The sequence below is a fragment of the Dolomitihabitans soli genome (genome assembly GCF_022213955.1).
Lineage (GTDB): Bacteria > Actinomycetota > Actinomycetes > Streptosporangiales > Streptosporangiaceae > Streptosporangium_A > Streptosporangium_A soli.
Map to the genome: position 1 here is coordinate 1 of NZ_JAKNTW010000027.1, position 26774 is coordinate 26774.

Here is a 26774-nt window from a genome sequence, read left to right on the forward strand (position 1 = left end):
CCATTGCTGGTTGGTGCCGTTGCCGTCGGCCCACTGGACGATCGCGCCGCCGTTGGCGGTGGAGAAGTTGTAGACGTCCAGGACCTTGCCGGAGTGGCGGGACTTGACGCGGTAGTAGCCGCCGCCGGAGTCGACGAACTGCCACTGCTGCTGGTTGCCGTTGTTGCGGGTCCATTGGGTGATGCGGCCGCCGTCGGCGGTCGAGAGGTTGTAGACGTCCAGGGCTTTGCCGCTGGTGCGGTTGACCAGGACGTACCAGGCGTTGGTGTCGACGGTGGCCGCGTTGGCGGACTGAATTTGAATGGCGACGAACAGGCTCGCCAGTAAGGTGGCCACCGTCGCGAGGACGGCCAGGGATCTGAATTTCACGATGTGCTCCGATTCATCCGACTCGGACGAGCTGCCACTGCTGGTTGCTGCCGTTCCAGTCGGAGTACTGGACGATGTTGGCTCCGTCTGCGGTGGAGGCCCCCTGGACTTCGAGCGCCTTGTTGCTGTTGCGGTTGATCAGGCGGAGGTAGCCGCCGGAGTCGGCCACCTTCCACTGCTGGTTGGTGCCGTTGCCGTCGGCCCACTGGACGATGGAGCCCCCGTCGGCGGTGGAGAAGTTGTAGACGTCCAGCACCTTGCCGGACAGTCGCGACTTCAGCCGGTACCAGCCGCTTTCTGAGCTGACGAACTGCCATTGCTGCTGGTTGCCGTTGTTGCGGGTCCATTGGGTGATGCGGGCGCCGTCGGCGGTGGACAGGTTGTAGACGTCCAGGGCTTTGCCGCTGTTGCGGTTGACCAGGACGTACCAGGCGTTGGTGTCGATCGGCGTCGGGTTGGAGGAGCCGCCGTTGAGGGCGTCGAGGGTGGTGGTGTAGGCGGCCTTCTTGTTGCCCGAGGAGTCGAACAGCAGGGGGTTCTCCCCGACTCGCCAGGAGTCGCTGTCCCGGATGCCCCAGACCGTGATGCCGGTGCAGCGGGAGACCGCCAGACAGGCGCGGGTCACTGTGGCGTAGCTGTTGGCCTGGTTGGAGCCGGAGGCGATGTCGAGTTCGGTGATCTGGACGTCGACGCCGAGGTCGGCGAAGCGTTGCAGATTGGCCTGGTAGTCGCTGGAGACGGAGTTGCCCAGGTGGGACTGGAAGCCGACGCAGTCGATCGGCACCCCGCGCGACTTGAAGTCGCGGACCATGTTGTAGATGCCGGTGCTCTTGGCGTTGATTCCGTCGGTGTTGTAGTCGTTGTAGCAGAGCTTGGCGCCCGGGTCGGCGGTGCGGGCGGCCCGGAAGGCGGCCTCGATCCAGTCGTTGCCGGTGCGCTGGAGGATCGAGTCGCGCCGCCCGCCGCTGCCGCCGTCGGCGAAGGCCTCGTTGACGACGTCCCAGGAGTGGATCTTGCCTCGGAAGTAGGTGGCGACCTGCGTGACGTGGTTGATCATGGCGCTGCGCAGGGTCGAGCCGGACAGGCTCTGCGCCCAGCCGGGCATCTGCGAGTGCCACAGCAGGGCGTGACCGCGGATCTTCATGCCGCGCCCGATCGCGTGGTTCACGATCCGGTTGGCGTTGGTGTAGTTGAAGGAGTTCCGGGACGGCTCGGTGGCGTCCCACTTCATCTCGTTCTCGGCGGTGACCGAGTTGAACTCCCGGTTCAGGATGTTCACGTACGTCGAGTCACCCAGCTTGCCGGCGGCCACGGCGGCGCCGAAGTAGCGGCCACCTCGCTCGGCTGCCGAGGCGCCCAGTGTCGAGGCGGCGTCGGCCGGCCCGGTGAGCGCCACCGAGAGGCCGATGGCGACCAGCCCGGTGGTGAGTACGGACAGGAGTCGTTTCATGAACGGTTGGTGCCTTTCTGCGTCGACGTGTTGTGCCGGTCGCCCGGTCCGGTCGTCGGCCACAACCGGACCGGGCAGGTGGCGCCGGTCAGGGGGTGGTGAGGTCGAAGCGGCGTACGGTCACCGCGCCGCCGAGGGACTGGGTGGCGTAGTTGAAGATCCCGAAGCGGTAGCCCATGAAGAACTGCCAGGCGTTGTTCAAGGTGAAGGCCGGGCCGAGGCTCACGAAATTGCTGCCGTCGGTGCTGTAGGAGAAGCGGGCCTGCCTACCGGAACCGGGCCGGATGTCGGCGTTGACCCGCAACCAGAGCCGGCCGCCCGAGATGTTCGCGCTCGCCGCCTCGGTACCGGTGCCGGTGGTCTGCCACGAACTGTTCATGGTCAGCCCGTTGGTCATCACGACCCGGTTGACGCCGTTGTCGCGTTTGACGCCGATCCAGGCCGACTGGTCGCGCAGCATGGCCAGCCCGGTGCGGTCGCCGTTGGCCATCTGCGAGTAGTCGAGCTCGATCGTCGCCGTCGACGACGGGCCCTGGATGCGGTGGGTCAGCGTGTTCCGGGCGTTGTAGAGGTCGCCCGTGACGGTCGCGGTCTGCAGGCGCAGGCCGTTGCCGGTGGAGAAGCGGCTGGTGTCGGGGTTGTGGTTCCACTCCCACCGATGGCCGAGGCTGCCCGAGGTGAAGGTGTCGGGGCCGATCATGGACGCCACGGTCCGGCTGGTCTGGATGTCCGGCTTCGGGTAGTTGACGCCCCACCCGCCGTTCACGGTCTGTACGGCCGGCCAGTCGTTGGTCCAGGTGATCGGCGCGAGTGCCGGGACGCGGCCGCCGGGGTAGGCGTCGACGAACGACATGTAGTACCAGGCGCCGTTCTGGGTCTGGACGAGCCCGCCCTGGTGGGGGACGCCGCCGCCGGAGATGGGGCCGGGCATGTCGAGCAGGACCTGGCGCATCTCGTACGGGCCCCACGGCGAGGTGGAGCGGAGCACGTACTGGCCGTTCGCGGGGCGGGTCAGCCAGATGTAGTAGTACCCGTTCCGCTTGTAGAAGCGGGCGCCCTCCAGGGTGCCGACACTGCTCGGGGTCTGGAACACCTGCTGGGCGCGCACCTGGCTGAGCCCGTCGGCCGAGAGCTGCGCCACGCTGATGGTGCCGTTGCCGTAGGCGACGTACATGGTGTCGTTGGTGTCGATCAGCAGGCCGGCGTCGTAGTAGCAGTTGTTGATCTGCGAGCGCTTGGTCCACGTGCCGTCGACGGCGGAGGCGGTGTAGACGTAGGAACGGTTGAACTCGACGCAGCCGATCCAGTAGTAGGTGCTGTTGCTGGGCCGGTGGTTCAGCGTCGAGGCCCAGATGCCCTTCACGTACGCCCGGCCGCCGTTGAGGTCGTAGGCGCCCGAGTTGAAGTCGAGCCTCGGGACCGAATGTCCGGCGTACTCCCAGTCGACCAGGTTGTAGGAGCGGAGGATCGGCGCGCCCGGAGAGTAGTGCATCGTCGAGGCCGAGTAATAGTAGGCGTCGCCGACCCGGATGATGTCGCCGTCGGCGAAGTCCTGCCAGACGACCGGGTTGGTGTAGTTGCCGCCCGGATTCGGGTCGCTGCCGACCGGGACGAGTTGCCATTGCTGGTTGTTGCCGCCCCAGTCGTCGTACTGGACGATGTTGGCGTTGTCGGCGGTGGAGGCGTTCTGGACTTCCAGGGCCTTGTTGCTGTTGCGGTTGATCAGCCGTACGTGGCCGTCCGCCGAGTCGGCGAGCCGCCATTGCTGGTTGGTGCCGTTGCCGTCGGCCCACTGGACGATCGCGCCGCCGTTGGCGGTGGAGAAGTTGTAGACGTCCAGGACCTTGCCGGAGTGGCGGGACTTGACGCGGTAGTAGCCGCCGCCGGAGTCGACGAACTGCCACTGCTGCTGGTTGCCGTTGTTGCGGGTCCATTGGGTGATGCGGCCGCCGTCGGCGGTCGAGAGGTTGTAGACGTCCAGGGCTTTGCCGCTGGTGCGGTTGACCAGGACGTACCACGCGTTGGTGTCGACCGTCGCGGCCGACGCCTGGGGCGTGAGGAGCACACCGACGAGAAGCAGCGATGAGAGAACCGCGAGCACGCGCCTCACAGGAACCTCCAGAGGTTGTCGTTCGTGCCGTTGTCGTCGGCGAGCACGACCTGCGCGCCCTGGGACGTGCCGCCGAGGCCGAGGACCCGGCCGCCGTTGGCGCACTGGATGCGGAAGGCGGCCCCCGACCCGTAGCGGAGCCGCCAGCGGTGGTCGTTGGTGCCGTTGTCGGCCCACTGCACGACGCGCGACCCGGAGGCGGTGCCCGCGTTCTCCACGCCCAGCACCTTCTGGCTGCTGGAGTTGCGCAGTCGCAGGTAGCCGCCGGTGTCGACGATCGCCGTCCACAGGTGGTCGGCGGTGCCGTTGTCGCCCCACTGGATGACGAGCGCGCCGTCGGCCGTGGACATGTCGGTGACGCCGAGCACCATCCCGGTGCCCACGTTCTGGATACGCCGCGCGCCGTTCGGCACGAACCGCCACTGGTTGTCCGCGCTGCCGTTGTCGGAATCCTGGACCGCCTGGGCGCCGTTGGCGGTCGAGCCGTTCTGGATGCCGAGCAGCTTGGAGCTGTGGACATTGCGGATCTTGACGGAGCCGTCGCCGACGTCGGTGATCGTCCAGCGGTGGTCGGCCGTGCCGGTGTCACCCCACTGGAGAACCCGGGCATTGTCGGTGGTCGACATGTTCTCGACGCCGAGCACCTTGCCGCTGTGCACGTTGCGGAACCGCAGGGCATTGCCGTCGACGACCGGGACCCAGTCGTGGTCGGCGGTGCCGTTGTCTGTCCACTGCAGAGCCAGGCCGCCGTCGGCGGTGGACATGTTCTGGATGCCGAGGGCCAGCCCGCCGGCCGCGTTGAGCAGCCGGAAGCTCGCCGCGCCGGTACCGCCCTGACCACCGGTGTTCCAGTAGACGACGTAGTTGTGGTTGTGGGCGTCGTAGAACGGCCCCAGATACACCGATGCCCCGTTGGCCGTGGCCGTGAAGGCCAGGGACGAGGTGCTGCTCCGGGTGATCGATGAGGGGGTCAGGGCCGGGGCCGACGACAGGTTGGTGTTGCCGTAGTCGCCCGACAACACGACCGGGCCGTAGGTGACGGCTTGCACGTTGGGGTTGTCGTTGGCGGCCTTCATGACCACCCGCATGGGCAGCCGCACGGTCACGGTGTCGCCCGACGTCCACGATCGGGTGAGGTCGGCGTAGGTGCCCGGGGTGGTGGCGATGGTCTGCTGGACCCCGTTGAGGCTGATCGTCGCGCCCTGGGTCCAGGCCGGGATGCGGATGCGCATCGTCCACGATCCGCTCACGTTGCCGGTGACCTGCAGCGACGTGGTCTCGCTGACCGGGTAGGAGGTCGTCTGGGTGACCGTGATGCCGCGTTGGCTCCAGTTGAGCGTGGAGGACGCGAACAGGTTCACGAACAGCGTGGTGCCGTTGTGGAAGTAGATCGAGTCCATCAGCTTGGTGTTGGCCTCGATGCCGGTGCCCTGGCAGCACCAGAAGGAGTTGTAGTCCGTGCTCCAGGTACCGCCGCCCCAGGCCGGGCCGACGCCCCGGCGTCCGCCGGGGTTGAGCGGGGTGAAGTAGGTGACGTGCCCGCGTGCGTCAGCCGGGTTCTGCTGCCCGATCAGATGGTTGAGCAGGGCGTTCTCGTAGTAGTCGAAATAGTCGGCCCGGGTCGGCGACAGCAGCCACAGTTCCCGGGTCAGCTTGAGCATGTTGTAGGTGTTGCACGCTTCGCCGGTGTCTCTGGTCAGGTGGGCGGCGATCGCGTTGGGGGCGCGGAAGTGCTCGGCCTGGCTGTTGGAGCCGTTCGCATACGTGTGCGCGCCGATGGTGATGGACCAGGCGTTGGCGGCGATGTCGCGGTAGCGGGTCGTGCCCGTCGCCTTGTACTCGCGGGCCGCCCCGATCCATTTGGGCACCTGCGTGTTGGCGTGCAACCCGTTGAGCTGGTCCTGGCCTGCGGCCAGCGGGTTGAACACGGCCGCGTGGTCGAACCGCTGGGCAGTGGTCAGCCAGCGGGAGTCGCCGGTCATCTGGTACAGGTCCGTCAGCACGGCGTTCATGCCGCCGAACTCGGTGCCGAGCATGGCCTGCATCTGGCTTGAGCTGAGTCGCGAAGTGCGGGTGTCCACCCATCCGGCCAGGGCCAGCAGCACGGTCCGGGCTTGAGTGGTGCCGATCAGCCGCCACACGTCCAGCAGCCCGGCCAGGGTCTTGTGGATGCAGTAGTAGGGCACGTTGCCGTTGGTCAGGGTGCGGTTCTCCACGGCGGTGATGTCGGACTCGGGGAAGCCGGACAGGTAACCGCTGGTGAACCCGGCGGCGCCGTTGTTGGCCTGGCACTTGGCCAGTTCGGCGACCATGTGGTTGGCCTTGTCCCGGCAGGTGGTGTCGCCGAGGACGGCATAGGCCTGTGCCCACGCCGTCAGGAAATGGCCCTGCATGTGGGACCGGAACGGGAAGCTGGGCGCGTCCCAGCCTCCGTTGGCCGACGCGCCGTTGGTGGACAGGCGGTGGTTGGCCCGAAAGACGTACAGCAGCCGGTCGACATCGACGACGCGCAGGTAGTTCAGGGTGCGGTTCTGGTTGTCCAGCCAGCGGCCGGAGGTCAGCCGCACCTGGCCGAGGTCGAACTCATAGGCCGAGACGCCGATGTCGGGTCTGACCCAGGGGAGTGCGGCCAGAGCCTGGGACGCGCCGACCACCTGGCCGGCTGCCGAGAGCGCGACGGTCGCGCCCGCGGCCTGAAAGAGCTGGCGACGGCTCAAGGACATGGGGAACTCCTCGGAGATGGATGTCCGTCTGCTGGGCGCTTGCGGTGGACCGGCCGGCCTTTCCGCTGTCTGGAGGTCAGTGTCGGCAGCAGGTGCTTCCCCAGATGGTGCGGGCGGTGTCCTCGGCATGGATGGCCTGGAGGTTGACGTCCATCGAGCCGTTGGCCGGGATGGAACCGTTGCGGCCTCGGACCAGCGAGCGGGCGTACCGTCTGTCGTGTGCAGTCGCCGGGGATGAGGGGGGACATCCAAGGCTCCTTGACTAGATCGAGGATGGCGGCCACGAAAGTTGTTAACGCTAACATTCGATCACGGCGGAACCGCATGGCCTACTCGGGTGAGTACGTTGTCGCGGAGTACATCCGACGGTCCGATCCGGCGTCAACGAGGAGCACCCCTTGCCGCCCTGGGTGTCGCGGGCGGAATGTTGCCCAGCCTGGACATTTGTCTGGATGGAGATCGCGTAGCGCTGCCCGCGCAGTTGAAAGTTTCACGGAAATTACCAGTTGGCGGCAGGGGATGTTGAGTCACATCGAGTTAACTTGCTGCCGCCATACCATGGCCATGCCGGTGTTGTGGTTGCTAGGGCGGCGAACGTTTCTGTCCGATACTCCAGGACGTGTCGGGCTGACATTCGCCATCCGGGCTGGACAGGCTGGGGCTACGGCATGGCGGAACCGAAGAAACCGCTCCAGTCGAAGACCGAAATGCACCTGGATACACTCCCGATATGACCTCGACCGGAGAACCCCCCATGGGCGAATCGGCTCCTTCGGTACCACTGACCCTGACTCAGCTAGCCGAACTGGCAGGAGTGTCCACCGCCACGGTCTCCAAGGTCATCAACGGTCGTTCGGAGGTCGGCCCAACGACCCGCGCACTCGTCGAGAGGCTCATCGAGGAACACGGTTATCGTCGGCAGCGCCGCCGCATCAAACCGGCAAGCCTCATCGAAGTCGTATTCCATGAGCTTGCGGGAGACTACCCGATAGAGATCGTCAAGGGAGTCCAGCGGGTCGCATGGACCCATGGCGTGAGCGTGGTGATCTCCGAGCTCGGTGGCCGGCACACTCCCGGGCCCAAATGGATCGGGGACCTGCTCACCCGCCGTCCTGCCGGGGTGATCACCGTGTTCTCGGAGCCGGCGGAGGATCAGCGCGTGCGACTGGCAACCCAGGAGATTCCCCTGGTGGCGCTGGATCCTGCGGGTAATCCGGGGCTCGGCATACCATCTGTGGCCGCCACGAACTGGAGCGGTGGCCTGGAGGCTACCCGTCACCTGCTCGAACTGGGGCACCGGCGTATAGCGATGATCACCGGACCTGCATTCGCGCTCTCCAGCCGGGCCAGGCTGGACGGTTACCGCGCTGCCCTTGACGCCGCAGGTGTGCCGGTCGACCCCGCTCTCATCCGCCAGGGAAACTTTCAGATCGAGGACGGGGTGGCCCATACTCATCAACTGATGAAACTATCCGAGCCGCCCACCGCGATTTTCGCCGCCAACGACGGGCAGGCCATCGGTGTTTACCATGCGGCTCATGAACTGCGGCTACACATACCCGACGACCTAAGCGTGATCGGCTTCGATGACATGCCGGTCTGGCGCTGGGCGCAACCGCCGCTCACCACCATCCACCAACCCCTGCGCGAGATGGGCGCCATGGCCGCGACCATGCTGATCAGCTTGGCTGAGGGGGAGCCGCTCCTGCAGAAGAGGGTGGAGTTGGGGACCGAGCTCGTAGTCCGCCAGAGTACGGCTGCTCTTCGAGAGTGACCGAAATCGGTCTTGATCTTGATTAAGTTTCTTCCCTGTGAACGGTTGACGAGCCGCAGTAGGGGCTTTAACTTCCAGCAGGAGATGTTAACGCGAACAAGCAGCACGCAGAGATGGGTTCCCTCTCGTCTGCGATGCCCGGTTCCCAAGGAGGGTTGCCCGTGTTTTTGAGCCCGGCAAGCCATCGCAAGGCCTGACTCGACGGGCGCGCCCGGGCCGATCTTCACCATCATCAGGGGCGCCGTTTACAGGACGCGAGCCCTTGACCATGCGTTAAGAAGAGGTCTCGACATCGACTCTCCGGGTCGACGAGCCGGGTTACAGGCGGAACGTCCACCGTGGATACGGCAGGGCCCATCCACGAAGAAGATCAACGGTTTGGGTGGACACCTCATGACACGCACCCACGGTTGAACGACCGCCACTGGACGGGCGGCGGATCAGCTCGGCTTGTCGCCGACCAGCATGGTGGTGAGCCCGTTCAGTGCGACCGGTTCCCGTACGGTGAACCCGGCCTCCGCCAGCCACCGGGTTCCCTCGGCGACGGTGTATTCAGAGGAGCCGCTGACCAGGGCCATGTTGAGGCTCATCAGCAGGTTGAAGGTAGCGCTGCTGCGGTCATCGTCGATCATGCTGTCGTAGATGATGAAGCTGCCACCGGGCGGAAGGTGGTCGAAGGCGCTGCGGATCAGATCGCGGCGCCGCTCCACCACCCAGTCATGCAGGACGTGGCCGGCGATGTAGACCTGAGTATCGGGCAGCGGGTCGGCGAAGAAGTCACCGGCCTGGAAACTGACCCGATCGCGAAGGTCGCCGTCGCCGACCAGCTCCTCGAAGAGCGGCTTGAGCGGGGGCAGGTCGAAGGTCACGCCGCGCAGGTGCGGATGGGCGGCGGCGATCCTCGTGGTGAGCATGCCGCGGCAGCCGCCCAGATCGGTGAAGGAATCGACGCCGGCCCAGTCGAACTTCTCCGCGAGCGGGCCACCCAGCAGCACCGCGTAGCCGTCCATTCCCTCGGCGAACGAGCGGGTCCGCGCCGAGTCGGAGTACAGCGAGGGCATCGGCGAGGACCCACCGGAGAGCTTCTGCACCACGCTCTCCCCTGATTTGAGGAACTCGGCCAGGTTTCCCCAGGCGGGGTAGAGACGTCGCTGGTTCAGCGACAGGAACCCGCCGATGTAGTCCGGTTTCGCCGGGTCGAGGTGGGAGGAGGCGATCGGGGTGGCGACGTAGCGCGAGCCGTCACGGGACAGCAGGCCCATCGACACCAGCGCGTCCAGATAGTCGAAGGTGATCGAGGGGTGCAGGCCGAGTTCGTCGCGCAGTTCGGAGGCTTCGGCAGGGGTCTCGGCGACCCTGCCGAAGAGCCCCAGCTCGATCCCGGCGAACAGCGCCTGCGCTTCGAAGAAGCGGGTCGCGGTCCGGACGAGTGACGGCACACTCTGGATAGCGGACATGGAGAGCCCTTCGGAAGAGGGTTGACGGCGGTCAGGGTGGGGTTTCTGTAGGTCTGGGTTCAGGTGGTGGACAACACGGCGAAGGTCTCGTAGGGGTGGCTTCTGTCCTTGTCCAGATAGGGGCGCAGTGGGCTGGTCTTGCGGTGGCTGCTGCTGCGCACCCACGCCTGCAGGTCGTCCTGGCTGCGCCACCGGCTGGTCACCATGATCACTCCGGGCTCGTCCTGCGAGCCCAGCAGCTCACTGCTCACCATGCCGGGCGTGCCGGCCAGCTGCTCGCCGATCTCGCTGTAGGTCGTCGTGAGCTGCCGCACATCCTCGTCGGGAACGCGGTACCAAAGGATGACGCGGACCTCCTCGCCGCTCATTCGGCGGCCCCCGTCCGCGGCACGTCGTGCACGGTGTGCATGGTGATCATCGATGCTCCTGTTCGGTAGGGTTCGAGTAACGCCCGGTTGCGGACGTGCTCCTGGCTGGTCTCGAACGCATGGAAGCTGTCGCGGTCCACCCAGTCGGTGAAGACGTAGTAGGCGTCGGCGGACAGCATCAGCCACTGGCCGCGGTTCGCCGGATGAGCGGCGATCCCGCGCGCCACCGCCAGCCACGCGCGCTCGAACTCCGGCCCCGCGCCGTGCCGTACGGTCATCCGCAGCACGACCCTGAACACCGGCTCGCTCCGCGTCACCACAACAGCACCCCCACGGCCACGGTGTTGGCCACGAACGCGGTGTTCGCCAGCACGGAGCGGGCCAGGTTCCAGCGCTCCCATACGTTCCGCGGGTCGAGCCGCTCCCAGTCGGCGGGAAGGCGGGCGGGGTCCAGGCCGAGGATCGACCGCTTCAGCGGTGCGCTGCGGGTGAGCGAGACCGCCATCGTCGCCACCAGCGCGGCGAGACCCACCAGCAGGGGAACCCGCGCCGACGCGGTCGTTCCCGACAGCAGGAGCGCGATGTCCGCGAGTACCGCGCCGATGACGCAGATGGGGCCCAGCGGGTCGAAGCGCGGCGACCAGAACTGGTGGAGCCGGACGTACTCCGGCGCGCTCAGCCTGCGCATCCAGGGCACGCCGCCGATCACCGACCACAGCAGCATCCCGGCCACCACGCCGTTGAGCAGCAACGCGGCTGGGAGAAACACTGCCATTTCAGCCACTTCCGGCGGCCTGCTCGACGATGCCCTTGATCCGCTCCATCTGGACGACGCTGTTGGCGTTGAGCCGCCGTTGCATGCCCTGGTCGTCCACGGGGGAGCCGATCATGACCTCGAAGTCCTGCACCCAGCGCATGCGCACACCCTGTGGCGTCTCCTCGAACTCCCAGAACAGGTTCATGTACTTGAACCAGCCTCGCTCGACCCGATGGGCGCGCACGGTGTACGTCGAGACCTCCGGGCTCCGTTCGGACACCCAGCTCCACTCGTTCCCCTGCTCGTCCGGGTGCATGGTCAGCCGGAACCGGATCGTCGCGCCGTCGCGCCGGAGCACCTCGGCCTTGGCGTACTCACTGAAGAGCTCCGGCCATGACTCCACGTCGTTGGTCATCCGCCAGACGTCCTCGATCGGGGCCTGGATGAGAATGCTGTTGTCGGTGTGTCCGGCCATATCGTGACTCCCTGAGCTGGTCGGTGGAGGGGGCGGTGCCCGTTACGCCCGCCACTGGTAGAAGGGCGTGGCCATCGCGTCCTTGGGCTCCCGCCAGTTCGGGTCGTAGGGCGAGATGAACTCGCCGAGCTTGTCGTTGACCTCGCGGTAGAGCGGGTGGTTCCGGGCCGCGGAGATGTTGCCGCCGATGTCCCGCTCCGCCTCGACGAGGTGGAAGTACAGACCCTGGAAGTGGAAGAGGGTACGGCCGGTGCCCCCGAGCATGGCGGGCAGTTCGCCGGCGTCCGACTCCGCGAAGATGTCGGCGACGGCCTGGGCGTCGTGCTCCTTCATCCGGGCGACGATCAACGTGCGATGCATGGGTGTCCCTTCTCGTTGCGCCAGGTTCTACAGCCGGATGCGGACGGCGAACCGGGATAGCCACTGGTTGACCTGCAGAACCAGCTCCATGTCGGTGAGGTCGATCCACGAGCGGGCCGGCACGACCGGGCCGTCGATCAGGCGCCGTGCCGCCTCCTCGTCCAGCAGCGCCCGCACCGGCGCGACCGGGTCGGCGAGCACGCGGGCGAGTTCCGCCCGCAGGATCGTGCCGGACGCCGGGTCGCGCCCCACGGGGAACTGACTGGGGGGCCGGTGCAGCACCGACTCCGGAAGCAGCCCGCTCACCGCGGACCGCAGGATGCTCTTGGACTCGCCGTCGAAGTCCTTCATCGACCACGGGACGTTGAACATGTAGTCGATCAGCCGGTGGTCGCAGAAGGGAAGACGCAACTCCACGCCCTCCGCCGAACTCCCCCCGTCGTCGAGGACACAGCTGAACTCCTGCAGTCCCTGGAGGTTGAGGTGGTAGATCTCCCGCATGCGGCGCTCGTGGCCGTCCTCGCCCGCGAGCCTCGGCACCCTCGCCAGGTCGGCCTGATACATGTCGGCGCAGTAGGCGGGCAGGTCCAGCTTGCCCAGCAGATCGGGGGCGAGCAGGCCGGTGCCGAGGCCCGCCGGGGGCAGCCGGGACTGCACGGAGGCGATCCACGGGTAGGTCTCCGCGGCCAGCACGGTCTGGTCGGTCATGCCCATGACGGAGCCGAAGACGATGTTGGCCCGGTTGCCGCCGACCACGACCCGGGTGTGCCGGGCGACCTTACGGCACAGCATTCGCAGCGAGGTGGGGAACTGGGTGGCCGCCACCGGCATGTCCTGCTGCGCCGCCACCGCCGTACCCCGGAGGACCGGGTCCATCAGGGTGCCGGTCTCGAGGTGGAAGTGCGTGTGCTCGGAGCGGAGGTACTCGGCGACCGCCGCCGCGTACGGCTCGTCGTCGGAGCCCCGCAACGGCCCGGGCAACGGTGGCCCGATGTCGGGGTAGCCCAGGGAGTAGGTGTGCAGTGGGCCCTGCCCGCGGCGGTCGAGTATCCCCGCGGCGAGCGCGGCCAGCGCCGAGGAGTCCAGACCTCCCGACAGGAGCATCCCGAAGGACGCCGTCCCGTCGATCTGCCGCTCCACGGAACTCTCCAGCAGTTCTCGCGCCGTGCGGATCGTGGTGGCCAGATCGTCGGTGTGCGGTGCCGCCGCCACCTGCCAGTAGCGTCGCTGCCGCAGGCCGTCCCGGTCCAGGCGCAACTGCCCGGCGGGCAGCACCGGCCGCAGACCGGCCACCACGCCCGCCCCCGGCGTGGTGGTGTAGGCGAGCAGTTCCCGCAGCCCGGTCAGGTCGATCTCCGCGACAGCCAGCGGATGGGCGAGGATCGCCTTGGGCTCGGAGCCGAACAGCACGCCGTCGGCCGTCGGATAGTAGTAGAGCGGTTTGACCCCGAGCCGGTCGCGGACCAGCGTGAGACGGTCGGCGCGGCCGTCCCAGACGGCCACCGCGCACATCCCGTCGAGCCGCTCCGCGAACCCCTCGCCCCACCGCAGGTAAGCCTGCTTGATCAGCTCCGCGTCCGCGCCGGCCGCCAGGCCGGGCACGCCCAGCTCGGCCCGGAGCTCCGCCGCGTTGAGCACCCGCCCGTCCACGACGACCGTGACGGCGTCGGCGTCTCCCTTCGCCATGCCGTGCTCGTCCACGTGACGGTGAGATCGGTGCCCGAGCACCGCGTGCGGGCTCGCCCACAGGCTCTCGCCGTCGGGGCCGCGGGCGGCGAGGGTGCCCAACTGGGTCAGTACCGTGCCACGCTCCTCGGTCAGATCACGCCTGAAGTCGATCCATCCCGCGATGCCGCCCATCTTCAGTCCCTTCCTTGCCGGTCAACGCCGTGACGTCGTTGACGAGAGGATGCTGTCAACCGCTGCTCCATGACCGTTGGAGGATGTGTCCAGAGCCGCGGCGGTCCCGCGCGGCACCCAGACGTCCTCCGCCGAGACCGCGGCGGCCGAGTACTTCCCGAGCGCGCTGATGAGCAGCCGCAGCTCGAACGCCAGGCAGCCGACGAGACGGACCAGGCCGTCGCGGGGATCCTCGTCAGCGGCCAGCAGTGCCGCCCGGCCGAGGCCCACCGCGCGGGCGCCGAGCGCGAGGCTCTTCACCGCCCTGGCCCCCTCCCACATCCTGCCGGTGACCAGCAGGCAGCCCTGCGGACGCCCGACCCGCGTCAGGCACTCGCCGAGCGGCAGGCCGACTTCGTCGAGCAGCGCGGTGGGCGCCCATCCGGTGCCTCCCTCGCCTCCGTCGACCGTCACCGCCTCCGCACCGGCCTGCCAGGCGGTCCCGGCCGCGAGCGCCACGTCGCGGCCGGGCGGCAGCTTCACCCACACGTGACAGCGCGGATAGTTGTTGCGGATGAGAAGGATCTGCCGGCGCAGGATCTCTTCGGTGAACGTGCCCGCGCTGCCGCATCGGAGCACCCGGTCACCGTCGAGGCGGTCCACGCGGTACTGCTCGCCGACCCGCCTGGCGGTGTCCTCGTCGAGCAGGGTCATGCCGCCCACGCCCGGCTTGGCCCCCTGACCCACCTTCAACTCGAACGCCAGACGGCCCGAGGCGAGCAGCGGCTGCATGGTGGGATCGGTGTAGACCGCGTTCCACACCTCGGCGTCGGCGTCCTCCGTGCCCTGTTGCACCACGATGCCGCCGGTGTCGTCGGGCAGATGCTCGGTGTAGTGGCGCACCCGCTCCAGCAGCGACCCGTGCGTGCCGCCGATCCTGCCGAGGCCGTTGACGGGGAAGACGTTCTCACCGATCACCATCGGGATGCCCAGCCGTCCCGCCTGGCGGCCGGCGGCGTGCCCCACGTCCGTCCCGGCGGCCCTCGTCGAGCCGAACGCGGGCAGGAAGGCGGGCAGCGGTGAACGCAGGCCACCGACCACGGTCGTCAGCTCCACGTCCTCCGGCTGGGGTTCCCTGCCCAGCTCGATCAGTTTCGCCAGGCGTTCCGGGGTGAAGACCGGCGGGACCAGCCGCACGTCGTCCAGCGGATCCGCGGCCGTTCTCATCCCGAACAGCGTGTGCCCGTAGGTTTCCAGCGCCGGGAACGCGGCCCGTCTCCCCTCGGTGGCGCGCCGCCGTACCTGTTCCTCGGGGAAGCCCGGCGCGCTGAGGGAGGTCACGGTGAAACCACCCCGGCCAGCTTCGGATAGGCGGCGGCCTGCCAGACCGAGGAGAGCCCGGCGACGTACCTCACGAGGCGTTCCACGCCGAGCCCGAAACCGGCGCTGGCGGGCAGGCCCTTACGCGCGAGCGCGAGGTACCAGCCGTACTTCTCCGGGTTCTCACCGGTTTCCCGCATCCGGGTCACCAGCCGGGCGTAGTCGTGCTCGCGCTCGCTGCCGCTGGAGATCTCGCCGTAGCCGCCCGGCGCGATCAGGTCGAAGTTGCGCAGCACGCCGGGTTCCTCCCGGCTCTCCCGGTCGTAGAACCCCCGTGAGCCCTTCTGATAGTCGGTGACGAAGAACGGGCGGTCGAACTGGGCGGAGAGGAGCTCCTCCGCCTGCCACCCGATCTCCGCGTCGGCGCTCTGTGGATGGCCGAGCCGGTGCAGGGCCTCGACCGCCTCCCGGTGGCTCAGCCGGTCGAACGGCAGGCCGGTCTCCTTGCGCAGGGCGCCGGGATCGCGGCCGAGGGTGGCCAATTCGGCGCCGGCCTGATCCGCGGCCTGCCCGGCGACGTGCGCGAGGAGGTTCTCCGCCACCCGCATGGCCTCGTCGCGGGACGCCCCGGCGATCTCGACGTCGAGCTGGTGGAACTCCACCAGGTGGCGTCCGGTCCCGGCGGTCTCCAGCGGCTCCATGCGCACGTTCGGCGAGACGTAAAATATCTTGTCGAAGGCCAGCAGCGATGCCTGCTTGTAGAGGATCGCGCTGGTCATGAGCTTGTAGCGGTGGCCGTAGTAGTCGATGTCGATTTGCTTGGCGCCGCGCACGCCCGGATCGGTGACCGGCCCGATGATCGGCGGCAGCAGTTCCACGAACCCCTGGGCGCCGAGGTGGTCGCGGGCCGAGTGCAGGAGGCGGTTCTGCAGCCGTAGTGCCGCCCGGGTCGCCGCGGTGGTCAGATGCTCGCCGAGCGGCGGCACGAGTGCGCCCGTGCTCCGGGCGGGCGCTTGCGTATCGCTCATCGAATGGTTCTCCCTTTCGTCGAAACTCAGGCAGGCGCGGCCTCGTCGTACTTCCGCCGCAGGTAGGAAAGGCCGTCGAGCAGCCCGGCGGCCGTCAGGGGCCGGCTCGTGCCGCCGCCCTCCGGTCTGATCGGCATCCGGCCGGTCGCCGCCCACCGCAGCCGGCCCGCGCCGTCCAGGAAGCTCGCCGACCGTCGGGCGTTGTCGGGGTGGAGGCAGTACGGCACATCCAGGCGGCCGAGACGGAATGCCTTCACCAGGGCACGTCCGAGATCGTCGTCGAGCTCGCAGACCCCCTCTACGAGGAGCCGTGCCTCCTCGTAGAGCCCCGTCTCGGCGGGCGGAGGGCCTGGATCGGCGGTGGCCGCCGCTCGCGCCGCGGTTTCGAGCGCGCGGACGTTCTCCGCGATCGTCGGGATGCGGTACGCCTCGGCCGTGGTCTTCACCACCAGCCGCGCCGCGCCCCCCGCGACGGCGAGCCGTGCCGCCTCCGCCAGCAGCGCCTCCGCGCCGGACCTGGTGCGGGGGAAAAGACCCATGTAGGAGTAGACGACGACATGCCAGTCGACGCCCCCGAGCCGTTCTTCCGCGAGCCGCCGCAGCACGGACAGCGCCTCGCGGTCCTGCTCCGCGTTGGTCTGCTGGGCATAGCTGAGGGACACGCTGCGCAGCCCGTGCCGGACGAAGAACATGCCTTCCAGCACGGAGAGGGCGATCAGCAGGCCGGGCGGGCAGAGCTGCCCCATCATGCAGCCGCCGAAGGTTTCCAGGTGCGGTTCCGCCCCGGCGCCCCGGAGCTCCGCCAGCCGTTCGGCGCACGCCGCCCAGTTGCGCACCGCGCACGCCAGATCGGTCCGCCCGTACGGCAGGCAGTAGGAGACCGGGCCGCCCTCGGTCGCGGTGAGCCCGGCGGCGATCATGCCTTCCACGATGTCGCGCGGGCACGCCGAGCCGTGCCGTACCTGGACGGGGAAGTCCTCGCCGAGGAGGCCCGTCAGGACCAGGCGGGTGGTGGCGGGATCATGGGTCGCGATCGGGTAGCCGTTGAGCGACTGGCCGGAGTGCAGGGCACGGCGGGCGGCGGCGAGGTCGCCGGTCCTGGTGTAGCTGTCGACGGTGATGGTGCCGGCCGTGATCGCCCTCGCCGCCCGGGTGGCCGCCAGCCCGGTGCGCATCACCACCGGGTCGCCGAACCCCATCCGCGGCTGGACCACGAGCCCGCCCGCCCGGTGTGCCCGCACGACGGTGGCGCCGAAACCTGGAGCCGGTCCGCTCACCCGCGCCAGCTCCCCGTTGTCGCGAGCCGGGAGGCGAGTGCGTCGACGAAGAAGCGGAACTCCGACAGGTCGGCGCCCGCGTCGAAGACGCCGTCGAAACCCGCGTCGAGCAGACGCCGCGTGCGGGCGGGGTCGGCGATGCCGTCGGTGCCCAGCCGTCCCCCGATGACCACCGGGAAACGGGGCAGCCGAGGGTGGTCCCGAAGCGCTCGGATGAGGTGGAGCCCGTCGTGGGCGCCGTGCCCGTTCACGGTGCTGACGACGACGAGATCGGGCGGCCGCGCCAGACACTCCGCCACCAGCGTCGCGTCGGGGACGCAGGCCCCCAGGTTGACCACCTGGTGGCCCATCTCCTCGATGACCAGCTGCAGGTGGAGGAGGTTCCAGGTGTGGGCGTCGGAGGCGACGCTGGTCACCAGCGTTCGCAGCGCGCGTCCGGCCCGCGGGTTCAGACCCACTGTCGGTGCTCCTTCTCGTGGCCCGGCGGACCGCCGGCATCGGGAATCCGCTCGGTTTCGCCCGGCGCCGCGTACGGCGACACGTACATCTCTCCCAGCGCGGCGAGCGTGCTGATGACGCGGCGCACCAGCCTCCGCGTGGTCTCCGTCACAGAAACGCCTCTCGGGCGGCGGCGACCGGGCGCGCCGCCATGCCCAACGCCGTGCACACGGCCGCCGCGAGGCGCTCGACGTGGCCGCCGCCCTGGTCGGGCGGGTCTCCTGCCGAGCGCCACGAGACCACGCCGTCCGGCCGTACCAGGACGGCTTCGCCGGGCCGCGTCCGGTAGCGCGAGGCCCAGCTTCCGGTGGGGTCGGCCACTTCGGGTCCGCCCACCGCGTACGCATCCAGCTCCAACGAGAGCTGCGTGCCCACCTGCCGCGCGGCGCGCAGCCATGCCTCGCCCGAGGCGTCGGTGAGCAGGGTGAAGCCCGCGCCGAACAGGTCCAGCACGGACATCTCCCGGTCGCCGAGAGTGACCGGCAGGTGTGGGGCTCGCGTGCCGGGCTGCCCGGCGAGGTCCGGCGGGGCGAGCGCCTCCTCTCCGGGGAAGCCGGCACCGGTCAGGACGTCGGAGCGGTATCGGCTGCCGAAGGTCAGCGCCAGGTCGCCGATCAAGCCGGGAACCTTCCCCGGGGGGCCGAAGCCGGTGCGGGTCGTCACGCGCAGGCGGCACTGCCGTACGGTCAGGGCGCCTACCGGGGCGCGCTCGGCCTGGTAGCTGTCCAGCAGGCCGGGCCCGGCGATACCACGTATCGTGTACGCCAGCTTCCAGGCCAGGTTGTGGGCGTCCTGGAGCCCGGTGCTCGCGCCGAAGCCGCTCACCGGTGGCATCACGTGGGCGGCGTCCCCGGCGAGGAAGACCCGGCCGGCGGCGTACGCCTCGGCGGTGAGCGCGGACAGCTCCCACGCCTCGGCCCCCAGCACCCGGATCGGCAGGCCGGGCGACCCGATGGCGGCTTCGACCAGCTTCGCGCAATGGTGCGCGGTGTATTTCGCGATGTCCTCCGCCGAGGAGCCGCACTCGACGTAGAGGGTGCCGCGCCGGAGGGTGTCGTCGTGGACGAGCAGTCCCCGGACCGCCGGGTTGTCGATCTGGCAGATGGCGAACCGCCTGCCCCGCAACGCCTCGGCCAGGTCGGCCTCGAAGAGGATGCTGAGCTGGTGGTTCAAGCCGCGCGTCCCGTCGACGCCGATCCCGAGGGCCCGCCTCACCATACTGTTCGCGCCGTCGGCCGCCACCAGATAGTGGGCCCGGATCCGCCGCTCCCCGTCGGCGCCCCGCACCACTCCCGTCACCCCGTCCGCGTCCTGGGTCAGGGAACGCAGCTCCTGACCGAAGCGAACCTCCGCCCCGAGCTTCTCGGCGCGGGCCCGGATCAGTGGCTCCAGCCGGTCCTGGCTGCACAGCGCCCAGGAGGAGGGGCTCAGCTCGCCGAGCGCCGCCGTCGGCAGGTCCGAGCGGGCGAACTCCGCGCCGGCCAGGCTTTCCAGCCTGGCCCGCATGGTGTGGTCGGCGAACCCCGCCGCGGCGGCACGCACCTCCTGCTCCATGCCGATGGACCTCAGCAGCTCGACGGCCCGGGGATTGAATCCCCTGGCCCGAGGGTGCAGCGCCGCCGACTTCCTGCGCTCCACCACCAGGCAGTCGACGCCGTGCCAGGCCAGGAACGCGGCGGTGGACAGGCCGACCAGCCCGCCGCCGGCCACCAGGACCGTCCGTGACTCCAGACCGGAGACCATGTTCCGCACCTCTCCCGCCTCTCGCCCGATCACCTCGGCTTGAGCCCGATGACCAGGGTGTTGTTGGACCCCAGCGGCACCTGGCGCAGCCCGTCGAAGCCCGCCTCCTTGAGCAGCGAGCGGCACTCCGACCTGGTGTACTCGGACCCGTGCGGGGTGACCATCAGCATGTTGAGGCTGGTCAGCAAGGCGTTGGGGGTTCCGCTGCGATCATCGTCGATCATCGGGTCGCAGATCAGCACCCTGCCGCCGGGAGGCAGCGACTCGAAGGCGTTGCGGAGCAGGGTGCGGCGCTCCTCCTGCCCCCAGTCGTGCAGCACGTGGCTGAAGACGAGAACGTCGGCCGCGGGGAGGCGGTCGTTGAAGAAGTCACCGCCCACGAAGGTCATCCGGTCGGCGAGACCCAGCATGCCGGCGTGCTCCTCGAAGACCGGCCGCACCGCGGGCAGGTCGAAGACCACCGCCCGCAGCGCCGGGTTGCGGCGCAGGATGGGGACGACCAGGTTCCCCCGGCCGCCGCCCACATCCGCCACGCTCACCGTCGACGACCAGTCGTAGGCCTCCGCGAGCCGTGGGCCGATCATCCCGTTGAGGTAGTCCATCCCGGCGTTGAAGTTTCGCCAGGCGTCGGTGGTGCGGTACTGCTCGGTGAACATCTTCGGCCCGGATCCCCACCGGTTCTGGGGCTCACCCGTGCGCAGAGCCTCGGCGAGCTGATCCCAGCGCTTGTCCGCCGAGGCGAGAAAGGCGCCGGCGTAGGAGGAACGACTCTGGTTGAGGTAGTGGTCGGAGACCGCGGTGTTGCGGTAGAGGGTGCCGTCGCGGTCGAGCATGCCCAGTGAGACCAGCGCGTCGAGGAAGTCCCGCAGCCCTCGCCCGTGCAGGCCGAGCGCCTTCCGTATGCTCTCCTCGTCGGCGGGACTGTCGGCCAGAACGGTGAAGACGCCCAGCTCGGCGGCCGTGATGACGACTTTGCGCCCGAAGTAGGCGGTGCCGAGACGCCACAGGGCCTCAGCGCTTACCGCATCGGTGGAGGACGCTGTTTCCATGGATTCTCCTTCGAGAAACGGGACGGGGGTCAGGCGGCGTCGCGCACGGGTTCGGTGCGGAGCCGTGCCGCGATGCCCTCGCGGCGGGTGTGGATCGTGATGGCGAGTGCGAGAGAGACGAGGACCAGGGCGAGGAAGTAGCCGGGCCTGGTGTCGCCGGGGGCGATGCCGAAGCGGGCGAGCTGGCCGCCGATCGCGGCGCCCATGGCCCCGGCCAGCCACCACAGCCCCATCATCCGGCCGGCTTGACCGTGTGGGGCGATCTGCGCCGTGACGCCCAGGGCGACGGTGCCCACCGCGAGTTCGGCATTGGCCTGCAGGAAGTAGACGGCGGCCAGCCACAGGGGGGAGACCGGCCCGGCGGTGGCGGCCAGGGCGGCCACCGTCATGACGACGAAGCTCGCCGACGCCACGGCCAGCCCGCCGGCGATCTTGGCGGGTGCGCTCCAGCCGGCTCCGTGCCCGGACCACAGCCTCGCGAACATCGGCGCGGCCACCAGGATGAACAGCGCGTGCAGCGCCTGGAACCAGCTCGCCGGCACCGTGAAGCCGCCGATCAGGCGGTCGGTGTGGGTGAGCGCGAAGTGGTTGAGCACCGAGTGGGCCTGCCCGAGCAGCAGGAAGAGCATCGCGGTGGCCGCGAACACCCAGCGGTACGCCAGGATGCGGTCACCGGCCGTGGCGATGACCCGGCGAAAGCAGTAGAAGGGCAGCGCCAGGGTGATGATTCCGAGGACGATGACCACGTGTTCGACCACCGCGCCGCCGGCATACGCGTCCACGCCGACCAGCAGGGCGGCGGCACCGGTCACCAGCGACGCACGCACCGCGAACAGGCTCAGCGCGCCGCGCGGCAGCGGGAGGGGCGCGGTCTTGCCGGTCTCCCCGAAGGCGGACATGCCACGCAAGTAGCCGAGCACGCCCACGGCCATTCCGACCGCCGCCGCGCCGAAGCCCAGATGCCAGTTGATCCCCTCGCCGAGGGTCCCCGTCACGAACGGGGCGATCATCGCGCTGATCTGGATGCTCATGAAGAACAGGGAGAACCCGGCCTCCCTGTCGGCGGTCGCCTCACGTGGATAGAAGGACGCGAGTAGGGCGGACAGATTGGGTTTCAGCAGCCCGGTGCCCATCGCGATCAGCAGGATGCCGAGGTAGAAGGTGACCTCGCCGGTGCCGGGTACGGCCATGCAGCAGTGCCCGGCGGCGATGGTGACCGCGCCCCAGAGAATGGCGCGCTGCTGGCCGAGCACCCGGTCGCCCAGCCAGCCGCCGGGGATGGCGGCGACGAAGGTCAGCGAGATGTAGACGCCCACCATGGCGCCGGCCGTACCGGTGGGCATGGACAGGCCGCCGCGCTCGACGGACTCGGTCGCGAACAGGAAGAGGATGGCCATCATCCCGAAGAAGCTGAACCGCTCCCAGATGTCGGTCAGGAACAGGGTGCGAAACCAGCGAGGCTGGCGATACATGGAGACCAGCGATGGCATTCGCATCTCCCTCTCGTTTCTCCGGTGTCTCGCATGGTGGCGGCGGCGCTTCGAGAGACCGTCTCGTGGCGTTGGAAGACGCCTGCCTCGAACATCGCTCCAACGCGATGCGAACGGGTCGCGGCACACTGCCGGTCGCAGTCGTCTCCCGTTCGGAGGATCTTGATGTCCTTAGATGAGCGTCCGCTGGCCTCGGCAGACCGGCAGGCCGGCAACGGTCCGCCACGCTTTCCGTTCCGCGCGGAGCGGCCCGGAGAGGCCGCCCCGGAGTTCGCCCGGTTGCGGGAGGAGTGCCCCGTCTCCCGCGTGACGCTGCCCACCGGCGACCAGGCATGGCTGGTTACGCTCTACGGGGACAACCGGACCCTGCTCACTGACACCCGGTTCAGCCGGGCGGCCACGGCGGTCGCCGGTGCGCCCCGGCTCCAGCCCATCCCGCCGGACCCGACCTCGATGCTCCAGATGGACCCGCCCGAGCACAGCCGCCTGCGCTCACTGGTGGCTCGGGGGTTCACCGCGCGCCGCACCGAGACGTTGCGCCCGGCCATACGCGCGCAGGTCGAGCTGCTGCTCGACGACATGGCCGCCACCGGCCCGCCGTACGACCTGGTGCTCGGGTTCGCCAGAGTGCTGCCCCTCACCGTCGTCTCCGAGTTGCTCGGGCTACCGGTGCGGGACAGAACGCGGATCGGTTCGTGGGTGGACATCCTGCTCAGCCTGACCACCTTCGCCCCGCACGAGGTCGGCCGGGCCAGGAAGGAGTTCAAGGACTATCTCGCCGGCCAGGTGGCGGAGAAACGGGCCCGGCCCGCAGACGACCTGCTCAGCCGCCTGGTCGCGATCCGTGACGAAGGCGACTCGCTCAGCGAGGAGGAACTCGTCATGCTCGGGGCCACCATCATCACCGGCGGTTTCCTCACCACGGCGGCCCAGATCGCGCTGTCCTGTCTCTGCCTGCTGCGCCATCCGGACCAGCTCGCCCTGCTTCGCGGGCGGCCGGAGCTGCTGCCGTCCGCGGTCGACGAACTGCTCAGGTACAACTCGCTGACCACAGGGGGCGGCCTGCTGCGCATCGCCACCGAGGACATCGAGGTGGGTGGCGTCACGATCCACGCAGGGGAGGCCGTGCTGCCCGCCCTCTCCTCGGCCAACCGCGACGCGTCCGTCTTCGCCGACCCGGAGACCTTCGACATCACCCGCCGCCCCAACCCGCACATCGCCTTCGGCCTGGGGGCGCATTTCTGTCTCGGGGCGCAGCTAGCCAAGATCGAACTGGAGGAGGCGTTGGACGGATTGTTCGGTCGATTCCCCACGCTGCGTCTGGAGGCGAGGGACCAGGACCTTCGGGTGAACCACGGCCACCTGGTGCGAGGGCTTCCCGAGTTGCCGGTGGCCTGGTAGCCGTCAGCGGCCCTGCCAGCGGGAGCGCACCAGGCCCGTCTCGTAGGCGTAGACGACGAGTTGTACCCGGTTGTTCGCGCCCAGCTTGACCATCGCCCGGCTGACATGGGTCTTCGCGGTGGCGGGACTGCAGTGGAGCCGGCGGGCGATGTCGTCGTTGGACAATCCCTTGGCCACCAGGAGCAGCACCTCGCGCTCCCGATCGGTCAGGTGGTCCAGGTCGGGGAGTACGGCGGGCGGCTCCTCCTCCCGGTCCACGAACTTCTCGATCAGCCGCCTGGTCACGCCGGGCGAGAGCAGGGCCTCGCCGGCGGCCACCACCCGGACCGCCTGCAGCAGGCTGGTCGGCTCGATGTCCTTGACCAGGAATCCGACGGCTCCGGCGCGCAGCCCGTTGAAGATGTACTCGTCGTTCTCGAACGTGGTCAGCAGGATGACCCTGGCGCCGCGAAGTTCGGGGTTCCCGACGATACGCCGGGTCGCCTCGATGCCGTCCATGCCCGGCATGCGAATGTCCATGAGGATCACGTGTGGTTCCACCCGGGCAGCCATCACGACGGCCGCGTCGCCTCGGCTGGCCTCGCCGACGACGCTCATGCCGGGTTCGGGTTCGAGCAACGCGCGGAGTCCGGTGCGGACCAGGGGCTGGTCATCCACGATCAGAACGCGGATCATTTTTTGGCGCTCTCCACGGGGAGTCGTGCCTCGACGACCAAGCCGCCGTGGCTCACCGGCGTAACGGAAAGGTCACCGTTGACCGCCGCCACCCGTTCCAGCATTCCCGTCATCCCCGTTCCGTACGTCTGCGGTGTCCGAGCTCCATCGCCGTCGTCCTCTATGCGCACCATCACCGCACCTGGACAGAAGCGTACGATCACCTCGGCTCTACTCGCTCCAGAGTGCCGGATGACATTGGTCAGCGCCTCCTGAACGATGCGGTAGGCGGCGAGATCCGTGGCGGCGGGCAGCGCGACCTGTTGCCCCTGCATGCGCAGCGTCACCCGCACCCCGCTGGCCGTGGCGTTGCGCACGAGATGGTCCACCCGTTCCAGCGACGGCGGGCCGTCCTCGTCGCCGCGCCGTAGCACGTCGAGGGTGGTCCGCAGTTCGGTCATCACGTCCCGGCTGGCCTGTTTGATCAGCATCACGGCTTCGGCGGCCTGGCGCGGATCGCTGTCGAGGAGATGCGCGGCGACACCGGCTTGGATATTGATCACCGCGACGTTGTGGGACAGGATGTCATGAAGATCACGCGCGATCCGTAGGCGTTCCTCGGCGGTCCGCCGCTGGGACTCCTCCTCCCGGGTGCGCTCGGCCTGGGCGGCATGCTCCTCGGACAGCGCCGTGAACGCGTTGCGGGCGCGTGCCATCTCGCCGCCCGCGACCGCCACGGCAAGCCAGATGACCAGCCAGACGCCGCCCTCCCTGCTCGGCGGCGAATCCCTCAGCAGGCCGACCAGGAACACCAGCGCGAGGTAGGCGCCCGCGCCGAGGAACCCGGTCATCCGCCGCCCGCTGCCGATGACGAAGTAGATCGCCACCGCGGGTGCGACCGTGAAGGCCCCGCTGGAGAAGCCGAGCGTGTAGTAGAGAAGCGAGGCCACGATGGCGCCGGCCATCACGCAGATTGGCGCCCGGCGCCGGAACGCCAGGAGCGTGGCGCTCAGCAGGAGCAACGCGTAACCGACCCCATGCGGGAGATGCTCGGCGTGGTCGCCGACGAGGGCACTCACGACAACGGTGGTGATGGCGATCGTCAACGCCAGAGTGGTGTCGACGGTGAGGCCATGCCTGACGCGCATCGATGTTCCGCCCACTGGCCCGCCGTCTTGGCTCTGTACGGTCCCTGTCATGTCCTGACTACCACGTCCGCATACTCCACCGGTAGTAGATGCGCGGTCCCGGCTGGCCGAACGGCGTAGTGAATAGAGGCCTCCGGCGGGACGACACCTGAACGGGCGTAGGCCAGAATGAATTGGTATCTCCATCTGCCCATAATTCAGCAAGGATGCGATGGACGCGCTTCTTTTCGGCCGCCTGCAATTTGCCACGACAAGCTCCGTGCATTTCCTTTTCGTCTCCCTGTCGCTCGGCCTTGTCGCCTTCCTGATAGCCATGCAAACGGCTTACGTCATCACGGGAAACGCCGTTTTCGAGCGCATGGTCAAATTCTGGGGACGACTGTACGTCATCAACTACGGAGTCGGCATCATCAGCGGCATAGTCATGGAATTTCAGTTCGGTTTGAACTGGAGCGGACTGACAGCGATGTTCGGCGACGTGTTCGGCGGCGCGCTGGCGCTGGAGACGTTGGTCGCCTTCTTCGTCGAGGCGACCCTGCTCGGAGCCTGGATCTTCGGCTGGGGCGTGCTGGGCAGGAAGACGCATCTCGCGCTGCTGTGGCTGATCGGGATCACCGCCTACATCTCGGCGTTCTGGATCCTGACCGCCAACGCCTTTCTCCAGCATCCCGTCGGTCACGAGGTCAGCGGCGGGCGGGGACGACTCGTCGACTTCGGCGCGCTGCTGAACAACCCGAACCTGTGGGACGCCTTCTCGCACGTGGTCTTCGTCTCGCTGATCGTCGGCTCGATGTTCGTCGCGGGCGTGAGCGCCTGGCACTTCATCCGGCGCACCGAACACGTCCAGGTGTTCGGCAAGTCGCTGCGGATGGCACTCGCGGTGCTGCCCTTCGCGGTGTTCGGCACGATCCACTTCGGCATGCTGCAGGTGGTGGTCATCGGCGACACACAGCCGTTGAAGCGCGCCGTCATCGATGCGGACACGGCGGGGGCCGCCGACCTGCAGGCGCAGATGGTCGCCAGGTTCGGTCCCGGCGACTACATCCCGCCGGACTGGGTCGGCACGCTGTTCGAGGTGATGCTGAACGGCGGATTCGGGCTCATGCTCCTGTCCATGCTCCTGGCCGTGCTGCTGATCCGCAGCTGGGTGATCCGGCTCCGCGTGCCTCTTTATCTGCTGGTCGCGCTGATCCCGCTGCCCTTCGCGCTGGTCGTGGCGGGATGGCTGGTGCGTGAGGTCGGCCGTCAGCCGTGGACCGTCTACCAGCTGCTCACCACCGAACAGGCGATGTCCGACCTCCCGCCGGCAGCCGTCCTCGGGTCGTTCGTGGCCTTCACCACGGTGCTGCTCGTGCTCGCCGCGGTGAACTACACCCTGATCGCGCGCTTCGCGGGACGCGGTCCACAGGACGACGCCTTCGGCACATCGCTCGACGCGGTGGCACCCGCCGCCACGACCGTCTGAGACGTTCCACGATCCAGGA

Annotated in this window: 24 protein-coding genes; 3 read left to right on the forward strand and 21 right to left on the reverse strand. The window is 68.8% G+C overall.

Annotated elements, in window-relative coordinates; translation table 11 throughout:
* From MBA17_RS36970 to MBA17_RS36985, 4 genes are all read right to left on the reverse strand, one after another.
* Positions 1-369, reverse strand: a 369-nt coding sequence (locus tag MBA17_RS36970; RefSeq protein WP_238502206.1) for an RICIN domain-containing protein, incomplete at its 3' end; no start/stop codon positions are given.
* A gap of 13 nt (positions 370-382) precedes the next feature.
* Positions 383-1819: a glycoside hydrolase family 10 protein gene (locus MBA17_RS36975; protein ID WP_238502207.1), complete on the reverse strand. Its 1437-nt coding sequence runs from the start codon at positions 1817-1819 to the stop codon at positions 383-385.
* 88 nt (positions 1820-1907) lie between these two features.
* Positions 1908-3929, reverse strand: a complete 2022-nt coding sequence (locus MBA17_RS36980) for a family 43 glycosylhydrolase (protein ID WP_238502208.1) — start codon at positions 3927-3929, stop codon at positions 1908-1910.
* Complete coding sequence (locus MBA17_RS36985) at positions 3926-6652, reverse strand: beta-L-arabinofuranosidase domain-containing protein (protein WP_238502209.1); 2727 nt, start codon at positions 6650-6652, stop codon at positions 3926-3928. Before MBA17_RS36985 ends, MBA17_RS36980 begins: the two co-directional genes overlap by 4 nt.
* Before the next feature lie 730 nt (positions 6653-7382).
* On the opposite strand from MBA17_RS36985, the gene MBA17_RS36990 reads away from it, so the two are divergent.
* Positions 7383-8426 (forward strand): LacI family DNA-binding transcriptional regulator, encoded by a 1044-nt coding sequence (locus tag MBA17_RS36990; protein WP_238502210.1) that lies wholly within the window; start codon positions 7383-7385, stop codon positions 8424-8426.
* A gap of 440 nt (positions 8427-8866) precedes the next feature.
* Here the strand turns inward: MBA17_RS36990 and MBA17_RS36995 are convergent, their stop codons facing one another.
* Genes MBA17_RS36995 through MBA17_RS37065 form a run of 15 tightly spaced genes read right to left on the reverse strand, consistent with a single transcriptional unit; the run spans position 8867 to position 22093 of the window.
* Complete coding sequence (locus MBA17_RS36995; protein ID WP_238502211.1) at positions 8867-9883, reverse strand: methyltransferase; 1017 nt, start codon at positions 9881-9883, stop codon at positions 8867-8869.
* 59 nt (positions 9884-9942) lie between these two features.
* Positions 9943-10251 (reverse strand): antibiotic biosynthesis monooxygenase family protein, encoded by a 309-nt coding sequence (locus MBA17_RS37000; RefSeq protein ID WP_238502212.1) that lies wholly within the window; start codon positions 10249-10251, stop codon positions 9943-9945.
* Positions 10248-10568 (reverse strand): antibiotic biosynthesis monooxygenase family protein, encoded by a 321-nt coding sequence (locus tag MBA17_RS37005; protein WP_238502213.1) that lies wholly within the window; start codon positions 10566-10568, stop codon positions 10248-10250. Before MBA17_RS37005 ends, MBA17_RS37000 begins: the two co-directional genes overlap by 4 nt.
* Positions 10565-11026 (reverse strand): anthrone oxygenase family protein, encoded by a 462-nt coding sequence (locus tag MBA17_RS37010; RefSeq protein ID WP_238502214.1) that lies wholly within the window; start codon positions 11024-11026, stop codon positions 10565-10567. Before MBA17_RS37010 ends, MBA17_RS37005 begins: the two co-directional genes overlap by 4 nt.
* Before the next feature lies 1 nt (position 11027).
* Positions 11028-11483 (reverse strand): SRPBCC family protein, encoded by a 456-nt coding sequence (locus tag MBA17_RS37015; protein ID WP_238502216.1) that lies wholly within the window; start codon positions 11481-11483, stop codon positions 11028-11030.
* Positions 11484-11525: 42 nt separating this feature from the next.
* Positions 11526-11843, reverse strand: coding sequence for a TcmI family type II polyketide cyclase (locus MBA17_RS37020; protein WP_238502217.1), 318 nt, complete (start codon positions 11841-11843; stop codon positions 11526-11528).
* A 27-nt stretch (positions 11844-11870) separates the two neighbouring features.
* Positions 11871-13703: an asparagine synthase (glutamine-hydrolyzing) gene (asnB, locus tag MBA17_RS37025; RefSeq protein ID WP_238502218.1), complete on the reverse strand. Its 1833-nt coding sequence runs from the start codon at positions 13701-13703 to the stop codon at positions 11871-11873.
* 21 nt (positions 13704-13724) lie between these two features.
* Positions 13725-15023, reverse strand: a complete 1299-nt coding sequence (locus MBA17_RS50695) for a glutamate synthase-related protein (RefSeq protein ID WP_238502219.1) — start codon at positions 15021-15023, stop codon at positions 13725-13727.
* On the reverse strand, positions 15020-16030 hold the full coding sequence (locus MBA17_RS37035) for an asparagine synthetase A (RefSeq protein WP_238502220.1): 1011 nt from the start codon (positions 16028-16030) through the stop codon (positions 15020-15022). Before MBA17_RS37035 ends, MBA17_RS50695 begins: the two co-directional genes overlap by 4 nt.
* 26 nt (positions 16031-16056) lie before the next feature.
* Positions 16057-17307 carry a methylaspartate mutase gene (locus MBA17_RS37040; protein ID WP_238502221.1) on the reverse strand — a complete coding sequence of 417 codons (1251 nt, stop codon included), beginning with the start codon at positions 17305-17307 and terminating at the stop codon, positions 16057-16059.
* Positions 17304-17765, reverse strand: a complete 462-nt coding sequence (locus tag MBA17_RS37045) for a cobalamin B12-binding domain-containing protein (protein ID WP_238502222.1) — start codon at positions 17763-17765, stop codon at positions 17304-17306. The genes MBA17_RS37040 and MBA17_RS37045 overlap by 4 nt, the downstream gene beginning before the upstream one ends.
* A complete protein-coding gene (locus tag MBA17_RS37050) occupies positions 17756-17917 on the reverse strand; it encodes a hypothetical protein (RefSeq protein ID WP_238502223.1) in 162 nt (53 codons plus the stop codon). Before MBA17_RS37050 ends, MBA17_RS37045 begins: the two co-directional genes overlap by 10 nt.
* Positions 17914-19548 (reverse strand): FAD-dependent monooxygenase, encoded by a 1635-nt coding sequence (locus MBA17_RS37055; RefSeq protein ID WP_238502224.1) that lies wholly within the window; start codon positions 19546-19548, stop codon positions 17914-17916. The genes MBA17_RS37050 and MBA17_RS37055 overlap by 4 nt, the downstream gene beginning before the upstream one ends.
* A 29-nt stretch (positions 19549-19577) precedes the next feature.
* Entirely contained in the window at positions 19578-20597 is a 1020-nt protein-coding gene (locus tag MBA17_RS37060) for a methyltransferase (protein WP_238502225.1), read from the reverse strand.
* Between the two features lie 29 nt (positions 20598-20626).
* Complete coding sequence (locus tag MBA17_RS37065; protein WP_238502226.1) at positions 20627-22093, reverse strand: peptide MFS transporter; 1467 nt, start codon at positions 22091-22093, stop codon at positions 20627-20629.
* A gap of 159 nt (positions 22094-22252) precedes the next feature.
* On the opposite strand from MBA17_RS37065, the gene MBA17_RS37070 reads away from it, so the two are divergent.
* Positions 22253-23488, forward strand: coding sequence for a cytochrome P450 (locus tag MBA17_RS37070; protein ID WP_238502227.1), 1236 nt, complete (start codon positions 22253-22255; stop codon positions 23486-23488).
* A gap of 3 nt (positions 23489-23491) precedes the next feature.
* On the opposite strand, the gene MBA17_RS37075 is transcribed toward MBA17_RS37070, so the two are convergent.
* Together MBA17_RS37075 and MBA17_RS37080 are read right to left on the reverse strand one after the other, a co-directional pair.
* Complete coding sequence (locus MBA17_RS37075) at positions 23492-24163, reverse strand: response regulator (RefSeq protein WP_238502228.1); 672 nt, start codon at positions 24161-24163, stop codon at positions 23492-23494.
* Positions 24160-25290, reverse strand: coding sequence for a sensor histidine kinase (locus MBA17_RS37080; RefSeq protein WP_238502229.1), 1131 nt, complete (start codon positions 25288-25290; stop codon positions 24160-24162). The genes MBA17_RS37075 and MBA17_RS37080 overlap by 4 nt, the downstream gene beginning before the upstream one ends.
* 211 nt (positions 25291-25501) lie before the next feature.
* On the opposite strand from MBA17_RS37080, the gene MBA17_RS37085 reads away from it, so the two are divergent.
* Positions 25502-26755 carry a cytochrome ubiquinol oxidase subunit I gene (locus MBA17_RS37085; protein WP_274386547.1) on the forward strand — a complete coding sequence of 418 codons (1254 nt, stop codon included), beginning with the start codon at positions 25502-25504 and terminating at the stop codon, positions 26753-26755.
* Positions 26756-26774 lie beyond the last annotated feature (19 nt).